The sequence below is a fragment of the Nocardioides potassii genome, from assembly GCF_021648885.1.
GTDB lineage: Bacteria > Actinomycetota > Actinomycetes > Propionibacteriales > Nocardioidaceae > Nocardioides > Nocardioides potassii.
The window spans coordinates 186,544-202,856 of record NZ_JAKJHZ010000001.1 but is presented as its reverse complement, the minus strand read 5'-3'; the positions used below and the strand labels follow the sequence as shown (position 1 = coordinate 202,856).

Genomic DNA, 16,313 nt, shown 5'->3' with positions numbered 1-16,313 from the left:
CGCGCCCGGCGCCCCCCCCCGCGCCGCGCCCCGCGGGCCCTCCCCCCCCCGCGCCCCCCCCCCGCCACGGTTGTCACCCCAGATCTGGGGAACGAAGCGTGGAGCTCGGCCGCGAAGGTCGCTCAGGAGCCGAGGGCCGCAGGCAGGGTCGCCTGCCAGGCGGCCTTCGCCTCCGCGACGGGCAGGTCGAAGACGTCCTCGACCACGAGGGTGTCGCCGCCGGTCCGCCCGAGGGGCGTGACCGGTACGCCGTGCTGCTGGGCGAGCGCGACCAGCGCGTCGGCCCGCTCGTCGGTCGCCGTCACCAGCACCCGGGCGGTCGACTCCGAGAAGAGCGCCACGAACGGATCGCCCGGCAGCGCGACCGAGGCACCGATGCCGCGCGGGAAGGTCGCCTCGATCAGGGCCTGCGCCAGTCCGCCCTCGGACAGGTCGTGGGCCGAGGTCACCACACCGTCGCGCGAGGCGTCCTGCAGCAGCGCTGCCAGCGCCTGCTCGGCGGCGAGGTCCAGGTGCGGCGGCAGGCCGCCGAGGTGGCCGTGGACGACGTGGGCCCACTCGGAGCCGGAGAGCTCGTCGCGGGTCTCACCGAGCAGGAAGACCCGCTCGCCGGCGGCCTGGAACCCGGTCGGCGTACGACGCGTGACGTCCTCGATCACGCCCAGCACCGCGACGACCGGGGTCGGCAGGATCGCGGTCTCGCCGGTCTGGTTGTAGAGGCTCACGTTGCCGCCGGTGACCGGGACGCCGAGCTCGAGGCAGGCGTCCTTGAGGCCGCGGCAGGCCTCGGCGAACTGCCACATCACGGCCGGGTCCTCCGGCGAGCCGAAGTTGAGGCAGTCGGAGACCGCGAGCGGGCGCGCGCCTCCGGTGGCGACGTTGCGGAAGGACTCGGCCAGCGCGAGCTGGGCACCGGTGTAGGGGTCGAGCTTGGCGAACCGGCCGTTGCAGTCGGTCGAGACCGAGACGCCGAGGTTGGTGTCGGCGTCGACGCGCACCATGCCGGAGTCGGCCGGCTGGGCGAGGACGGTGTTGCCCTGCACGTAGCGGTCGTACTGGTCGGTGATCCACGACTTGTCGCAGAGGTTGGGCGAGGCGACGAGGCGCAGCACCGTCGCGCGCAGCTCGGCGCCGGTCGACGGCCGCGCGAGCGAGTCCGCCGAGTCGGCCTGCAGGTCGTCCTGCCAGTCGGGCCGGGCGAAGGGACGCTGGTAGGTCGGGCCGTCGTGAGCCACCGACCTCGGGGGAACGTCGACCACGCGCTCGCCGTGCCAGTCGATGTGCAGCCGTCCGGTGTCGGTCACCTCGCCGACCACGACGGCCTCGACGTCCCACTTCCGGCAGATCGCCATGAAGGCGTCGACGTCGCCGGGCTCGACGACCGCCATCATCCGCTCCTGCGACTCGCTCATGAGGATCTCCTCGGGAGCGAGCGTGGAGTCGCGCAGCGGCACGCGGTCGAGCTCGACGTGCATGCCGCCGTCGCCGGCGGAGGCAAGCTCGGAGGTGGCGCACGAGAGGCCGGCGCCGCCGAGGTCCTGGATGCCCGCGATCACGCCGGCGGCGAAGAGCTCGAGCGTGCACTCGATGAGCAGCTTCTCCATGAAGGGGTCGCCGACCTGGACGCTCGGTCGCTTGGCCGGGCCGCCCTCGTCGAAGGTCTCGCTCGCCAGCACCGACACCCCGCCGATGCCGTCGCCGCCCGTGCGGGCGCCGTACAGCACCACCTGGTTGCCCGCGCCGGACGCCTTGGCGAGGTGGAGGTCCTCGTGGCGCAGCACGCCGACGCAGAGCGCATTGACGAGCGGGTTGCCGGCGTAGGTGTCGTCGAAGACTGCCTCGCCGCCGATGTTGGGCAGGCCGAGGCAGTTGCCGTAGCCGCCCACGCCGGCCACGATCCCGGGCAGCACCCGCGCGGTGTCGGGGGCGTCCAGCGGCCCGAATCGCAGCGGGTCCATCACGGCGACCGGTCGCGCGCCCATCGCGAGGATGTCGCGCACGATGCCACCGACACCGGTCGCGGCGCCCTGGTAGGGCTCGACGAACGACGGGTGGTTGTGGCTCTCGACCTTGAACGTCACGGCGTAGCCCTGGCCGATGTCGAGCACGCCCGCGTTCTCGCCGATGCCGGCGAGCATCTTGCCCACCGGCGTCTCCTGCGGGATCTCGCCGAACTGCTTGAGGTGCACCTTGGTCGACTTGTAGGAGCAGTGCTCGCTCCACATGACCGAGTACATCGCCAGCTCCGAGCTGGTCGGGCGCCGGCCGAGGATCTCGCGGATCCGGGCGTACTCGTCGGCCTTGAGCCCCAGCTCGGCCCACGGCTGCTCACGCTCGGCGTCGGCCGAGGCGATGGCGACCGTGTCGAGGGTGCCGGAGGCCCCTGAGGTGGTCGGCTGTGCGGTGGACGTGGACCGGGGGGCGCTCGTGTCGGGCACGGCAGCAATCTACCGGCGCGGGGGCCGACCTACTTCATCAGTCCGTCGGCGACGACCTCGAGCATCGGGCGCACCGCGGCGGGCTCGAGGCCGGACTGGTCGGCGACGGCCGCGATGCCACCGACGAGGCGCGCCACCTCGAGCGGCGTCACGTCGTCGCGTACGGCGTCCTCCTCACGCAGCCGGTCGAGGACCCGGCCGCCGGCCGACTGCAGCACCTGGCACTTCGAGCGGATCGGCGAGGCCTCGTCACCCATCGCGCCGGTGATCTTGGCGGGACCGCCCTTGTGCACGCTGATCAGCCGGACGTACTCCTCGAACCAGTTGAGGAGCACCTCGCGTGGGCCGCCCTCGTGCGTGAGCGCCTTGTCGGTCGTCTCCTCGACGTGGTCGACCCACGCCTTCATCACGGCGTCGATCAGGTCGTCGCGCGTCGGGAAGTGGCGGTAGAGCGTGCCGGGACCGACCCCGGCGTCCTTGGCGATCTGGTCGAGCGAGGTGTCGTAGCCGCGCTCACGGAACGCCATCCGTGCGACCTCGACGATGCGGTCGTAGTTGCGCTTGGCATCGGCACGCACGGGAAATCTCACCTCGGGGCTTGCTAAACGGAGATAGTCTCCGTATTGTCGCGGAGGAAGCGGAGTCATCCTCCGGATCTACTGTACCTCGGCCCACGAGGCCAGAACAGGACTCATCGCACATGTCATCCCTCACCACCTCGCGGGAGCTCCCGACCGAGCTCCCCGCCAACGCCGGACGCGCCGCGGCCGGTATTGCGATCGTGCTGGTCGCCCAGCTGATGATCGTGCTCGACGCGACCGTCGTGAACGTCGCGCTGCCCCGCATCGACGCCGACCTGTCCTTCGGACCGGCGGCCCTCTCGTGGGTGCTCAACGCATACACCCTCGCCTTCGGCGGCCTGCTGCTCCTCGGCGGACGCCTCGGTGACGTCTTCGGCCGCCTGCGTGCCTTCCAGGTCGGGCTCGCGATCTTCACGGTCGCGTCCGCCCTCGGTGGGCTCGCGCAGACGCCCGGCCAGCTCGTCGCCACCCGCGCCCTCCAGGGCGTCGGCGCCGCGCTCGCCGCACCGAGCGTCCTCGCCCTCCTCACCACGAGCGCGCCCGACGAGGCCGCCCGCAACCGGGCCTTCGCGCTCTTCGGTGCCGTCTCGTCCGGTGGCGCCTCGATCGGCCTGATCCTCGGCGGCCTGCTCACCGACGTCGGGTCGTGGCGCTGGACGCTCTTCATCAACGTCCCGCTCGGACTGGTCGTGCTGCTCCTCGTCGGACGCTTCGTCGACGAGACCCCGCGCCGCACCGGCCGGTTCGACCTCGTCGGCGCCGCGAGTGCGACCGTCGGCGCCGTCTCCATCGTGTGGGCGCTCATCGGCGCACCGGAGCACGGCTGGGGCTCGGTCCGCACGATCGGCGGCTTCGTCCTCGGCGCCGCGCTGCTCCTGCTGCTCGCCCGCACCGAGACGCGGCACCCGCACCCGATGGTGCAGCCGCACTTGGTGCGCAACCGCCGCCGGGTCGGCGCGCTGGCCACGATGGCGCTCCTCATCGGCGCGAACCTGTCGATGTTCTTCCTCGTCGTGCAGTACATGCAGGTCGTGCTCGGCTTCGGCCCGCTGGCGACCGGCTTCGCGTTCCTGCCCTTCAGCCTCGGCATCTTCGGCATGTCGCGGATCACGCCCCGGCTGATCACGCGGGTCGGACCGCGGGCGATGCTGCTGACCGCCACGACGGCCCTCGCGGTGGGCTACACCTGGCTCAGCACGGCGGGCATCGACGGCACCTACCTCGGCACGGTCTTCGGTCCGATGCTCATCGCCGGACTGGCGACGGGACTGGCCTTCATGCCGCTCACGGTCACGGTCCTCGCCGGCGTCGAGCCGGAGCACGCAGGGTCCGCGTCCGGCCTGCTGCAGACCACGCAGCAGCTCGGCAGCGCCGTCGGCGTCGCGGTGATCGTGTCGGTGTACGCCGCCGGCGCGGTGCCGGGCCAGTTCGTGCCTGGCCTCCAGGCGGCGCTCCTCACCTCGGCCGGCTTCGCCACCCTGGCGCTGCTCGTCACAGCCACCGTGCTCCGCACCCCGCGGGCGCAGGTCGAGGAGCTCGTCACCGAGCCGGACCCGGAGCTGGTCGCCGACGCGGCCTGACACCCACGCCACACCGGCCGGTCACGACCGGCGTACGTCCTCCACGCCCCCGGCGTCGGCCCCGTCCGGGCCGGCGGCGGGGGCGCCGTCCGTCGCGGGCTCCTCGCCGGGCTCGTAGGTGACGACGGTGATGGCCGCCGGGCGACCGCCGGAGTCGCCCGAGTCGCTGGAGTCGTCGGCGTCGTGGGACTCCTCCGTCTCGCGCGGCGCCCTCTCGTCGTCCTCGTCCTTCTTGCCCTTCGCGTCCTTCTTGCCCGTGCCCGGCGCGGTGTCGCTCCTGCCGTTGCGCTCCGCCTCCCGCTCGGCCTTGCGGGCGGCGCGGGCAGCGCGCTTCTCCTCGAGGGCCGCGCGCTTCGCGTCCTTCTCACCCTGCCTAGCCTGGGCGGCTGCGTCTGCGTCGTCCTCGCCCTCGAGCCGGGGCGCCGCGAGCCGGCGCGCCCCGGCGCGGCCACCGGCAGCGCCGCCGGACATGGTCCCGGCACGCGCGCCCATCGCCCCCATGCCCATCCCGCCGGCGGCGGGCGTCGTGGCGCCGGCCGCTCGTCGGGCACCGGCGCGGCCTGCCGCTCCTGCCGCCGCGGAGGCGACGAACGGCGCGAGCGCGGCGGCGGACAGCCCCGTCAGGTGGGGCATGTCGACGGAGATCGGAGCCACGGGCGGAAGCCCCGCAGCAGAGAGGCCCGACTGCGCGGCCCCGGGGACGGAGGTCACCGAGGTCGACGGGAGGACCGTGCCGACCCCGGACTCCTCCCCACCGGGCCCGAAGCCGGGACCGACGCCGGGACCGATGCGCCGGCCGAAGACGCCGCCGGTCAGGGTGCTGAGCTCGGTGCGGACCGTCACGAGCTCCGCGCACGCCGTACGCAGCCGCGCGCTCTCCTCGTCGAGTGAGAGCCTCAGCCGACCGCGGATCTCGTCGGTCTCGGCCTGGCTGCTGGTGACCTTGCCGCGACCGTCGTCGTCGTCGGGCTTGAAGACGAGGTGGCGGGACTCGCCCACGACCTCGTGCGGGACGAGCGCGACCTTCTCCCAGGACCGGTCGAGCTCTTCCTGCGACGTCGTGAGGACGGAGCTGATCGCCCGCAGCGAGGCCGAGACCTGCAGGGCGAGGGCCGTGAACCGGTCGAGGTTGACCAGCACCTGCCGGCGGTGCTGCTCGTAGCTCTCGGCGGCCTCCGCGTCCCAGCCCTCGGTGGCACGACGAGCGGCCTCCACGAGCTCGTCGCCACGGCGCGCCATCAGCTCGCCGATCTCGGCCCAGCGGGCCGCGGCGGCGTCCAGCGGGCGCACGTCGGCCCGCAGCTCGAACGGGTTGGCCGGCACGGTCAGCGACCTCCCCGACCGGGCATCGTGCCGAAGCCCTCGTCAGCGACCTGGTGCGCGGTGCGCTGCAGCTCGGCGGCGACGGTGTCGTCGGCCCGGGCGGCGTCCTGCGCTGCGTCGACGAGCCCGGTGACCCCGAGCCCGAGCGCCTGCGTCAGGGACGAGACCACCTCGTCGGCGTCGGCCAGCGCGTCGGCGTAGGACGCCGCGACGTTGAGGGTGCCGGTGGCGTCGCCGAGGGCGGCGCACGCCTCACCCAGCTCCCCGACGACCGCCCGCCAGTCCTGCGCCATCTCGGCCAGGATGACCTCGCACGACGCGGCGAGGTCGACCAGGCGGGCGGGGTCGACCTGCATCAGCGCTCGCTTGCCACCTTCGCTCACCCCAGCGGCATACCCGCGCATGCGAGGCCCAAACACGGCGCGTCTCCACGTGTGGACAACTGCCCGGTTTGGCCTCGGTCCGTTCGGGGAAGGTCGGTGGGCACCACCGGAACTTCTCAGGAGCCGCGATGAACGCCGTGATGACCGTCGACCTGTCCGAGCTCGATGCCTGGTCCGCCCAGGTGCAGCGCGCCAGCGACGACCTCAGCGGCATCGCGCGCAACGGCGGCAACGCCCTCGTGCAGACCGACTTCGGGCCGATCCTCGAGACGATGATGGGCGCCTACAACGCGCTGCTGCCGTCGATCCACCAGTCGCTCGAGGACAACGGCACCGGCATGCACGACCACGCTGAGGCGCTGAAGGCGACGGCCCGCGACTTCACGCTCACGGAGGACGGCGTCGTACGTCGCCACAACGCGCAGGGCGTCGACGGGCGCGACGGGTCGAGCCAGTTCTTCGACGTCGCGGACACGACGATCCGCCGCGCGGGGCCGACCGAGACGAGCCTGCCGCAGATCAGCTTCGGCTTCCCCTACGACACCGTGTGCGACCTCGTGCGGATGCTGACCGGCTTCGACATCCGCGCCGAGCTCGCCGAGAAGATCGGAGGCGACGTGGTGAGCGCGTCCTCGCAGGGGTCGTCGTTCGGTGCGCTCGGCCAGTCGATGGCAGGAGTCGCGAGCAACCTGCAGAGCGGCAGCCAGACCATCTCCCAGACGTGGCAGGGCGGCGCGTCGGACGCGGCGATCGCGCAGATCGGCACGTGGGTCGGCTCGCTGAGCACCCAGGCCGGCCAGCTCGTGCAGATGGGGCAGAACGTCGTCCAGATCTGCAAGGACGCCTGGCAGACCGCGCTCGCCGTGGTGCAGTGCGTGAAGTCGGCCGTGCAGACCGTGTCGTCCGCGCTCGCCACGATGAGCATCCCCGGCGTCGGCTGGGCCCGCGTCGTGCAGGCCGTGTGGCAGGCCTTCCAGGCCGTGATGAAGGCCTACAAGGCGATCATGAAGCTGATCAGCATCCTCAAGCAGGTGTCGTCCTTCATCGAGACCGTGAAGAGCTTCTTCGACGATGACTTGGCGCCGGTCTCGACGCCGACCGCGCCGACCTCGACCGGTACGCCGAGCAGCATCACGCGCGACCCGGGCTCGATCACCACGCCGACCATCGGCCAGAAGCCGGCCCAGGCCACCGTCGTCCCCGCGTAGCCTTCGCGCATGGACACCCGCCGCAGCCAGGAGGAGATCCTGGCCGCCATCAGCGAGGCCCGCGAGGAGCTGTCGACCAGCCTCGCCGACCTGAAGGAGACGGTCGAGGCGATGAACGCGCGGCCGCTCCTGACGGACGAGGAGCGCGAGGCGCTCGAGGAGCAGGCGGCCTCGGGCGAGCTCGGCGACGACATGAAGTCGCTGGTCGAGAAGATCCGTGGGGGCGAGGACACCTGGGAGCGGGTGTTCTCCGGGGAGTCGCCGAACGCCCCCCTCCTCCAGGGCCACCTGACGCGCCTGGTCGAGGAGCACCAGGACGACATCGCGCTGGCGTTCGAGGAGCTCGTGGAGGCCGAGGAGGCCAAGGGCAACTTCCTGCTCGACGAGGTGCCGCCGAGCGACTCCTGAACTACAGCCCTGTAGTTCCCTCGAAGGCCTGTGACAGGTGTGACTGGTGTGGTCAACTGCTCCCGCACCTTCCCCTGCCACGTCGTGGAGTCATCGCATGCGCCCGCTCGCCCCGGCCTCGCGCCGCCTCGTCGCCGCGCTGGCGCTCGTCGTCGCCGTACCCCTCGCCGGGATCGCGCCGGCGACCGCTGACGGGACGTCCCGGCCGACCGCGGCGCCGGCTCCGAAGCTGGCCTCCCAGCGGCAGATCGCGCTCGCGACCCCGGGTGACTTCACCGGTCACGGGTTCGACCAGTGCCTCGCGCCGACGCAGGCGGCGATGGACGCCTGGTGGAAGAAGTCGCCCTTCTCCGCGGTGGGGATCTACATCTCCGGCGACTCGCGCGCCTGCCGCTCGCAGCCCAACCTCAGCCCCACCTGGGTGGCCGCACAGGTCGCTCGCGGCTGGCGGCTGCTGCCGATCGCGCTCGGCCCGCAGGCGTCCTGCCAGCCGCGCTTCCCGCGCTACGAGGACGACTTCACGATCTCTCCCAAGCCGGCGGGTGGCTACGCCGCCGCGGCCGCGCAGGGCACCGCGGAGGCCGACAAGAACGCCGCCGACGCGATGGCGTACGGCATCGGGCCGGGCAGCACGCTCTGGTACGACCTCGAGGGCTTCGACCTCACCAACACGGCCTGCCGCGAGTCCGCGCTCGCCTTCACCTCGGCGTGGGTGACCCGCACCAAGGCCCTCGGCTACGTCGCCGGCTTCTACTCCAGCGCCAGCTCGGGCATCAAGATGCTCGACGACGCACGCACCCAGCGGCCCGGCCAGTTCGCGCTGCCGGACCGGATCTGGATCGCCCGGTGGGACGGCAGGGCCGACACCTCCACGACGTACATCCCCGAGGACGGGTGGCGTCCCGGCGGCCGGATGAAGCAGTACCGCGGCGGCCACAACGAGACCTGGGGCGGCGTCACGATCAACATCGACACCAACTTCATCGACCTCGGCGCCGGCTCGGTGCCCGTGCCCGAGGGCCGCTGCCCCGGCACGCGCCTGGGCTACTGGAAGTACCCCACCCTCTCGCCCACCTCGGCGCAGCCGACGCGCGTGAAGGTGCTGCAGTGCCTGCTGACCGAGCAGGGCACCTACAGCGGCCCGGTCAACGGGTCGTACGACGCCGCGACGATCGCGGCCGCCAGGGCGTGGCAGGCCGCGCGGAAGTTCACGCCGAGCGACACCTTCGAGAAGCGGCACTGGACGGCGCTGCTCTCGGCGGGGGCGCGCACCATCGTCAAGCGCGGCTCTGTCGACGAGTCGGTCCACCGCCTGCAGCGCGCGCTCAACGCCGCCGGAGCCGGCCGGTTCCGCGCGACCGGCGTGCTCGACGCCAAGACCGAGGCGGCGCTCCGGGTCTACCAGTCGCGGCTCAAGATCCCGGTCTCCGGCGTCGCGACCGTCCAGACCTGGAACAAGCTCCAGCGCGGCCTCTGATCCCCGCCCGTCAGACGGGCGGGCCGACGACGAGGGCGACCCCGGTCAGGCCCGCGACGGCGAGGAGGCCGACGAACAGGCCCTGGGCGGGACGGCGGAGGAGCCAGGCGGTCAGCCGCTCGACCAGGCCGCGGGGGTCCTCGGAGCGCAGCCGCCAGGTGTCGCCGAGCAGCCCGGCGCGCTCGGCGTACGACTCGAAGGGCACCGTCGCGAACGGCGGGACCGCGGCGCCGAGGCCGAGGACGACGCGGCCCAGCGGCCAGCGCTGGTCGACGCCGAGCAGGACCGTGGCGAGGCAGTAGGCGATGAAGACGACGCCGTGCACCATCCCAAAGACCTGCACGCCGAGCTCGGTGGTCTCGGTGACGTACTTGAGGAACATCCCGGTCAGCAGGAGCGCCCAGGTCACGGCCTCGGCGCGGGCGACGAGGCGGTAGAGGCGGGTCGGTGACAGACGGCTCATGCGAAGACGGAGGACGCGAGCGAGGTGAAGAAGCCGAGCCCGTCGGTGCCGGGACCGGTGAGGTCCTCGACCGCGTGCTCGGGGTGCGGCATCAGCCCGACGACGTTGCCGCGCTCGTTGGAGATGCCGGCGATGTCGCGCAGGGAGCCGTTGGGGTTGTCGTCGAGGTAGCGCGCGACCACGCGGCCCTCGCCCTCGAGCCGGTCGAGGGTGGGCTCGTCGGCGACGAAGCCGCCCTCGCCGTTCTTCAGCACGATCGTGACCTCGGCACCGGCGGCGTACGACGACGTCCACGGCGTGTCGACGCGCTCGATGCGCAGGCGCTGGTCGCGGCACACGAACTTGCGGTGGTCGTTGCGGATCAGCGCGCCGGGCAGGAGGTGGGACTCGCAGAGGATCTGGAAGCCGTTGCAGATGCCGAGGACCGGCATGCCCTTGCCGGCGGCCTCGACGACCGAGGTCATGACGGGCGCGAACCGGGAGATCGCGCCGCAGCGCAGGTAGTCGCCGTAGGAGAAGCCGCCCGGCAGCACGACCGCGTCGACGCCACGGAGGTCGTCGTCGCCGTGCCACAGCGCGACGGCCTCGTTGCCGCCGATCGTCACCGCGCGGCGGGCGTCGCCGTCGTCGAGCGAGCCGGGGAAGGTGACGACACCGACCTTCATGCGAACGTGCCCTCGGGCTCGCCCTGGAGGTGCACCTCGAAGTCCTCGATCACCGGGTTGGAGAGCAGCTTCTCGGCCATCGCGCGGACCTCGTCGAGCAGGGCGTCGCTCGGCTCGCCGTCGAGCTCGATCTCGAACCGCTTGCCCTGGCGTACGTCGCTCACGCCGGCGAAGCCGAGGCGCGGCAGCGAGCCGAGCACCGCCTTGCCCTGGGGGTCGAGGATCTCGGGCTTGGGCATGACATCGACGACGTAACGCGCCACGGGGTGCTCCCTGTCGGGCCGGTCTGGACGGTGCGCCCCCATCCTAGGGAGGTCCGCTCACCCCACCGGGGTCGGGTCCGAGCACAGGACGTGCTGGGCCGCCACCGCGGGGCTGCCGTGGTCGAGCACGACCACGTCACCCTCGGCCCCCGGCCCCCACGACGGCTGTGGGTCACCCGCGAGGACGCCCAGGCAGAACTGGACGGAGGTCACCGGGTCCGGCAGCTCGATCGGGCCGTCGCCGAGGTCGTTGCCCCACGGCGAGAGCCGCTCCAGGGGGAGCGGCACGGCGAGGTCGCGCTGCAGGGTCTCGCCCGGCCCGAGCTCGGTCGCGCCGGCCGTCGGCGGCTGGGCGAACGACATCGTCGTCTCCGGCTCGTCGTAGAGCCGCTGGGTGAGCTGGACGAGCCGGCCCTCGCCGCCCACGACGTAGGTCGCCTGCGGGTCCTGGACGAGCCCGGCGCCGGACGCCCGGGGCACGCGGTCGACGACCAGCATCCGCGCCTGGCTCGTGTTGGTCAGCGTCCACGAGACCGCGATCGCCTCGGCGCCCGGAGTGACCTCGGCGACGAAGTCGACGTCGGGACGCGGCGCGTCCTGCGACGGCGTCCCCGGGCCGCCCTCGGTCGACGTCTCCACCGGTTCACCCTCGTCGCCGCAGCCGGCCATCAGCACCACGCCCGCGACCAGGAGGACCAGGAAGGCCGCTGGCCGCACCCACCGGCGTACGGCGTCAGCGGTAGTGGTCACGGTTGGGCAGGCCCATCTCGTCGCGCAGCCCGTTCTCGGTCAGTCCGAAGTCGTGGTCGGGGTCGACGACCTCGGGCGTCGAGGGGTCGTCGTCGTGGTCGATGGGCAGCCCCGTCGCCTGCCGCTCGCCGGTCTTGATCCCGTGGTCGGTGGTGTCGTCCCCGTCGTAGGGGTCGGCCTCGAAGGTGTCGTTCATGTAGTCGTAGACGTGCGCGAACTCGTGGTAGAGCACCACGACGGGCGGCGCCCCGCGGAAGTCGTCGAGGCGGGTGTTGTAGTTGATCTCCGAGTTGGTGCCGTCGCTCGACGCGGTGCTGTTGTTCGGATCGGCCGGGTTGTAGTACTCCCTGATCGTCAGGGTGTCCGGTCCGTCGGCGATGTGCTGCTGGAGGTTCGCGATCATCCGCTGGCCCTCCGGCGAGCTCGCGAGCATCTGCAGGTCGGCCTGGACGCGCTCGACGAACTCGGGGCTCCCCTCGATCCTGATGCCGGCGAGACCGTCGGGGATCTCGATGGTGACGGTGGACTCGACGCCCTCGACGGTGTCGCCGGCCTCGCTGTTGGCGGTGTCGGAACCGGTGCCGCCCTGGGTGGTGTCGTTGCCGCGGCCGGCGTAGGACACGTCGTCCCCGCTGCCGCCCCGGATGGTGTCGTCGCCGTCGCCGCCGGAGAGCACGTCGTTGCCGTCGCCTCCCGACAGGGTGTCGTCGCCGGTGCCGCCCTCGAGGTGGTCCTGCTCGGCGCCGCCCACGAGGAGGTCGTCGCCGCTGAGGCCGTAGAGGGTGTCGCGACCCTCGCCGCCGAGGACGCGGTCGTTGCCGGCCTGGCCGTTGAGGTAGTCCTGGCCCGCGCCGCCCGTCACACGGTCGTCGCCCGCGCCGGCATCGATGTTGTCGTCCCCGTCGAGGCCGAGCAGCGTGTCGTTGCCGTCGCCACCGGTGACGTCGTCGTCGCCGCCGCTGCCGATCAACGTGAAGCTGATGCCACCACCCCGCGGGACGGTGATCGTGTCGTTGCCCTCGCCGCCGCGGATCACGACCTCCTGCCCCTTCGGGACCTCGTAGGAGACGCCGTTGACCGTCACGGTCTGGACGCCGGTCGCCGGGTCGACCGACACGGTGATCTCGTCGTCACCGTCGGTGCCGTTCACGATCACCTGGTTGCCGACGACGATGAAGCCCACGTCGTTGCTGCCGGGCGGGACGGTGAACCCGTCGGCGGTGCCGTCGGCGACCGAGGCCCACTCACCGGCGGCGGCGTTCCATGCCTGCGTGGCCTGCGTCAGGGCGGTGGCGTCCTCGGCCAGCTCGGCGTCGAGCCGGGAGCGGACCTCGTTGGCGCGGTCGATCGCCGCTTGCACCCGGGACGTCTCGGCGGCGTCGCGCGGCTGGAAGGTGAGCGAGCCCCCGCCGCCGGTCGACGGGATGTCGGAGACGCCCGCCCACGAGGCGTCGAGGTCGGCCTGCGCCTTGCGGAGGGAGCCGGCCGCTCGCTGCAGCGCGGTCGACACGCGAGCCGCGGAGTTGGTCGCCTCGTCGATCGACGTGACCAGCGTGCGGCGGTGGGCGTCGTACGACGTCGCGCTCTCGCCCTCCCACGTGCCCAGCACGCCGCTGGCCTTGTTGTTGACCGAGGTCGCGGCCTCGTCGACCTTCTCCCCCATGCCGAGCCACGCGTGGGCAGCGGCGTCGAGGGCGTCGGGGTGGGCCGCGAGGTCCCAGAGCCCGGCGCTCATCGCGCGGTCCTCCCGCCGCCGATGCCGGCCTCGCCCCTGCGGTAGGCGGCGGCCGTCGACTCGTCGGTCGTCGTCATGTCGAAGGCGACGGCGTAGAGGTCGTCCATGTCCTGCTCGAGCACCCCGACGAAGCGGCCCATCACCAGGTCGGCCGCCTCGCCAGCAGCGGCGTGGGCCGCCAGGAAGCTGCTCGCACCGGCGGTGTTGCCGGCGACCCCGCCGCTGATCGCGGCCAGTGGTCCGGCCGCACCGGTCCACGCGTCGAGGACGTCCTGCGACGCGGTCAGGCAGGTGCCGGCGAGCTCGGAGAGCTGTTCGGGAACGGTGTACATCGGACCCCCTCGTCGTGGTGAGGGAGGGATACCCGCCGTCGCCAGCGCCGAAACGCGGGCGTTGAGGGCGTGTGGATCGGGTACGGCGAGGACATGATCCGCGTCGGCATCTCGGGGTGGCGGTACGCCCGCTGGCGCGGCGTCTTCTACCCGCCCGGCCTCCCGCAGCGGCGCGAGCTCGAGCACGCCGCGTCCCGCCTGACGTCGGTGGAGGTCAACGGCTCGTTCTACTCGCTGCAGCGACCGTCGAGCTGGCACGCCTGGGCGGCACAGGTGCCCGACGACTTCCTCTTCGCGGTCAAGGGGCCGCGCTACCTCACCCACATGAAGAAGCTCGTCGACGTGGAGGCGCCGCTGGCGACGTTCCTCGCGACCGGCGTGCTGTCCCTCGGTGACAGGCTCGGGCCGGTGCTCTGGCAGCTGCCGCCGAACCTCGGCTTCCACCCGGACCGGCTGGCGGCGTTCTTCGACCTGCTCCCCCGCCGTACGACGGACGCGTCGGCGTACGCCGCCGCCCACCACGACCCGACCAAGCTCCGCGAGCCGGCCGACACCGACACCCCTGGGGACCGGCCGCTTCGGCACGTGCTGGAGGTCCGGCACGAGTCGTTCCGCACGCCGGAGTTCTGCGAGCTGCTGCGCGCCCACGACATCGGGATGGTGGTGGCCGACTCGGCCGGGACGTGGCCGATGTTCGACGAGGTGACCAGCGACCTCGCCTACGTTCGGCTCCACGGCGACGAGGAGCTCTACGCCAGCGGCTACAGCGACGAGGCCCTCGACCGCTGGGCCGACAAGGTGCGCGCCTGGGACGCCGACGGGCTCGACGTGCTCGTCTACTTCGACAACGACGCCCGCGTCCACGCACCCTTCGACGCGATCGCCCTCCAGGAGCGGCTCGGCATCGCGCCGTCGCCCGCGTGACCGTCCACCATGGGAGCAGCGCCTACTCCCGGCGCCGTACGGCGACCAGGACGAGGCCGACGCCGAGACCGGCGAGGATGGGGCCGAGGATCGCCCAGATGGTCTGGTCGGTCATCGGGCTGCCCTTCAGGTAGCCGAGGCCCTGGAGGGTCCAGATCGCGCCGACCACCACCATGATCGCGCCGAGCGCGATCGGGAGGGCGCGCATCAGCTGAGCTCGCGCTTGAGGATCTTGCCGGTCGCGGTCATGGGCAGGGCGTCGACGAACTCGACGATGCGCGGGTACTTGTAGCCCGCCATCTGCTCCTTGCCCCACGCGACGAGCTCGTCCTCGGTGACGGTCGCCCCCTCCTTGCGGATCACGACGGCCTTGATCTCCTCGCCGTGGCTCTCGTGCGGGACGCCGATCACGGCCGCGAGGGAGACGTCGGGGTGCGTGAGGAGGACTTCCTCGATCTCGCGCGGGTACACGTTGTAGCCGCCTCGGATGATCATGTCCTTGGACCGGTCGACGATGTAGTACCAGCCGTCCTCGTCCTGGCGGCCGAGGTCGCCCGAGCGGAACCAGCCGTCGACGATCGCCTCGGCGGTCGCGTCCGGGCGGCCGTAGTAGCCCTTCATGATGTTGGGGCCCTTGATCGCGATCTCACCGACCTCCGCGTCGTCCGCGAGGTCCTTGCGGACACCCGGCTCGGGGTCGATCAGCTTCATCTCGACGCCGGGGATCGGCTTGCCGATCGAGCCGACGCGGGCCGGCTCCCCCCACACCGAGAAGCTCGCGACGGGTGAGGTCTCGGACAGCCCGTAGCCCTCGAGGATGGTCACGCCGAAGCGGCGCTCGAACTCCTTGTGCACCTCGACGGGAAGCGCGGACCCGCCCGCGGCCGCGACGCGCAGGGTGTCGGCGAGCTTCTTGACGTCGACGCCCGAGTCGTCGAGCGCGCCGAGCAGCCCCCAGTACATCGTCGGGACACCGGCGAAGAAGGTGACGTCCTCGGAGTCCATCAGCGCCAGGGCGGGACTGGCCTCGAAGCGCGGCAGCAGCACGACCGTGCCGCCGTAGGCGAAGCCGGCGTTCATGATCACGGTCTGGCCGAAGGAGTGGAACAGCGGCAGCACGCACAGCAGCGTGTCCGGGTTGTCGGCGTCGGCGCCGAACAGCGCCTCGCTCGCGAGGGCGTTGCTGATCATGTTGCGGTGCATCAGCTCGGCGCCCTTGGGCTGACCGGTGGTGCCCGAGGTGTAGAGGATGACGGCCGTGTCGTCGTCATCCACCTCGACCGAGCTGAACTCCGGCGACTGTCCCTGCAGCGCCTGGCCGAGGGTCTGCGCCCCGTCGATCGGCGACGCCGCGGCCGGGTCGGCGGTGATCACGAAGAAGTGCTCGCACGAGTCCGTCTGCTCGAACCCGGTGTGACCCTCGGTGCCGATCGGCAGCTCGGCGGTGCCCTCGAAGCAGAAGTAGGCCTTCGCGTCCGAGTCGTCGAGGTGGTAGGCCACCTCGCGCCCCTTGAGCAGCACGTTGAGCGGCACGACCGTCGCCCCGGCCTTGAGGATCCCGTAGTAGACGATCGGGAAGTAGGGCAGGTTCGGGCAGCTCAGCGCCACCTTGTCGCCGGGCGCGATACCGCGCGAGACCAGCAGGTTCGCGACCTGGTTGGAGGCCGCGTCGACCTGGGCGTACGTCAGGCGCGTCCCGCCCAGCACGACCGCCGTCCGGTCCGGGTAGGCCTGTGCGGAGCGCTCGAGCAGCGAGGAGAGGTTCGACATGCCGACAACCTAC

At 72.3% G+C, this 16,313-nt stretch carries 17 protein-coding genes; 5 read left to right on the top strand and 12 right to left on the bottom strand.

Features of this window, described 5'->3' with window-relative positions; translation table 11 throughout:
- Positions 1-122 precede the first annotated feature (122 nt).
- On the bottom strand, positions 123-2,354 hold the full coding sequence (gene purL, locus L2K70_RS00975) for a phosphoribosylformylglycinamidine synthase subunit PurL (RefSeq protein WP_236397678.1): 2,232 nt from the start codon (positions 2,352-2,354) through the stop codon (positions 123-125).
- Between the two features lie 113 nt (positions 2,355-2,467).
- A complete protein-coding gene (locus L2K70_RS00970; RefSeq protein WP_236397655.1) occupies positions 2,468-3,016 on the bottom strand; it encodes a TetR/AcrR family transcriptional regulator in 549 nt (182 codons plus the stop codon).
- Between the two features lie 122 nt (positions 3,017-3,138).
- On the opposite strand from L2K70_RS00970, the gene L2K70_RS00965 reads away from it, so the two are divergent.
- Positions 3,139-4,599 carry an MFS transporter gene (locus L2K70_RS00965; RefSeq protein ID WP_236397652.1) on the top strand — a complete coding sequence of 487 codons (1,461 nt, stop codon included), beginning with the start codon at positions 3,139-3,141 and terminating at the stop codon, positions 4,597-4,599.
- A 21-nt stretch (positions 4,600-4,620) separates the two neighbouring features.
- Here L2K70_RS00965 and L2K70_RS00960 read toward each other — a convergent pair whose 3' ends face one another.
- Both L2K70_RS00960 and L2K70_RS00955 read right to left on the bottom strand, forming a co-directional pair.
- On the bottom strand, positions 4,621-5,922 hold the full coding sequence (locus L2K70_RS00960; protein WP_236397648.1) for a hypothetical protein: 1,302 nt from the start codon (positions 5,920-5,922) through the stop codon (positions 4,621-4,623).
- 2 nt (positions 5,923-5,924) lie between these two features.
- Entirely contained in the window at positions 5,925-6,305 is a 381-nt protein-coding gene (locus L2K70_RS00955) for a hypothetical protein (RefSeq protein ID WP_236397645.1), read from the bottom strand.
- Positions 6,306-6,433: 128 nt separating this feature from the next.
- Here L2K70_RS00955 and L2K70_RS00950 point away from each other — a divergent pair, with 128 nt between their 5' ends.
- From L2K70_RS00950 to L2K70_RS00940, 3 genes are all read left to right on the top strand, one after another.
- Positions 6,434-7,513 (top strand): hypothetical protein, encoded by a 1,080-nt coding sequence (locus L2K70_RS00950; RefSeq protein WP_236397642.1) that lies wholly within the window; start codon positions 6,434-6,436, stop codon positions 7,511-7,513.
- A gap of 9 nt (positions 7,514-7,522) precedes the next feature.
- Positions 7,523-7,921 (top strand): hypothetical protein, encoded by a 399-nt coding sequence (locus L2K70_RS00945; protein ID WP_236397639.1) that lies wholly within the window; start codon positions 7,523-7,525, stop codon positions 7,919-7,921.
- Positions 7,922-8,018: 97 nt separating this feature from the next.
- Positions 8,019-9,398, top strand: a complete 1,380-nt coding sequence (locus tag L2K70_RS00940; RefSeq protein WP_236397636.1) for a glycoside hydrolase domain-containing protein — start codon at positions 8,019-8,021, stop codon at positions 9,396-9,398.
- Positions 9,399-9,408: 10 nt separating this feature from the next.
- Here L2K70_RS00940 and L2K70_RS00935 read toward each other — a convergent pair whose 3' ends face one another.
- From L2K70_RS00935 to L2K70_RS00910, 6 genes are read right to left on the bottom strand one after another with little or no spacing between them, the layout of a single operon-like run.
- Entirely contained in the window at positions 9,409-9,861 is a 453-nt protein-coding gene (locus L2K70_RS00935) for a DUF3817 domain-containing protein (RefSeq protein ID WP_236397634.1), read from the bottom strand.
- Positions 9,858-10,526: a phosphoribosylformylglycinamidine synthase subunit PurQ gene (gene purQ / locus L2K70_RS00930; RefSeq protein ID WP_236397631.1), complete on the bottom strand. Its 669-nt coding sequence runs from the start codon at positions 10,524-10,526 to the stop codon at positions 9,858-9,860. The genes L2K70_RS00935 and purQ overlap by 4 nt, the downstream gene beginning before the upstream one ends.
- Positions 10,523-10,789, bottom strand: a complete 267-nt coding sequence (gene purS / locus L2K70_RS00925; RefSeq protein WP_236397628.1) for a phosphoribosylformylglycinamidine synthase subunit PurS — start codon at positions 10,787-10,789, stop codon at positions 10,523-10,525. Before purS ends, purQ begins: the two co-directional genes overlap by 4 nt.
- A 57-nt stretch (positions 10,790-10,846) precedes the next feature.
- Entirely contained in the window at positions 10,847-11,539 is a 693-nt protein-coding gene (locus L2K70_RS00920) for a hypothetical protein (protein ID WP_236397625.1), read from the bottom strand.
- Positions 11,523-13,274 carry a M91 family zinc metallopeptidase gene (locus tag L2K70_RS00915; RefSeq protein ID WP_236397622.1) on the bottom strand — a complete coding sequence of 584 codons (1,752 nt, stop codon included), beginning with the start codon at positions 13,272-13,274 and terminating at the stop codon, positions 11,523-11,525. The genes L2K70_RS00920 and L2K70_RS00915 overlap by 17 nt, the downstream gene beginning before the upstream one ends.
- Positions 13,271-13,606, bottom strand: coding sequence for a hypothetical protein (locus L2K70_RS00910; RefSeq protein ID WP_236397619.1), 336 nt, complete (start codon positions 13,604-13,606; stop codon positions 13,271-13,273). Before L2K70_RS00910 ends, L2K70_RS00915 begins: the two co-directional genes overlap by 4 nt.
- Positions 13,607-13,699: 93 nt before the next feature.
- Here L2K70_RS00910 and L2K70_RS00905 point away from each other — a divergent pair, with 93 nt between their 5' ends.
- Positions 13,700-14,530 (top strand): DUF72 domain-containing protein, encoded by an 831-nt coding sequence (locus tag L2K70_RS00905; RefSeq protein WP_236397616.1) that lies wholly within the window; start codon positions 13,700-13,702, stop codon positions 14,528-14,530.
- A gap of 22 nt (positions 14,531-14,552) precedes the next feature.
- Here the strand turns inward: L2K70_RS00905 and L2K70_RS00900 are convergent, their stop codons facing one another.
- Positions 14,553-14,738 (bottom strand): hypothetical protein, encoded by a 186-nt coding sequence (locus L2K70_RS00900; RefSeq protein ID WP_236397613.1) that lies wholly within the window; start codon positions 14,736-14,738, stop codon positions 14,553-14,555.
- On the bottom strand, positions 14,738-16,300 hold the full coding sequence (locus L2K70_RS00895; protein ID WP_236397611.1) for a long-chain-fatty-acid--CoA ligase: 1,563 nt from the start codon (positions 16,298-16,300) through the stop codon (positions 14,738-14,740). The genes L2K70_RS00900 and L2K70_RS00895 overlap by 1 nt, the downstream gene beginning before the upstream one ends.
- Between the last annotated feature and the right edge of the window lie 13 nt (positions 16,301-16,313).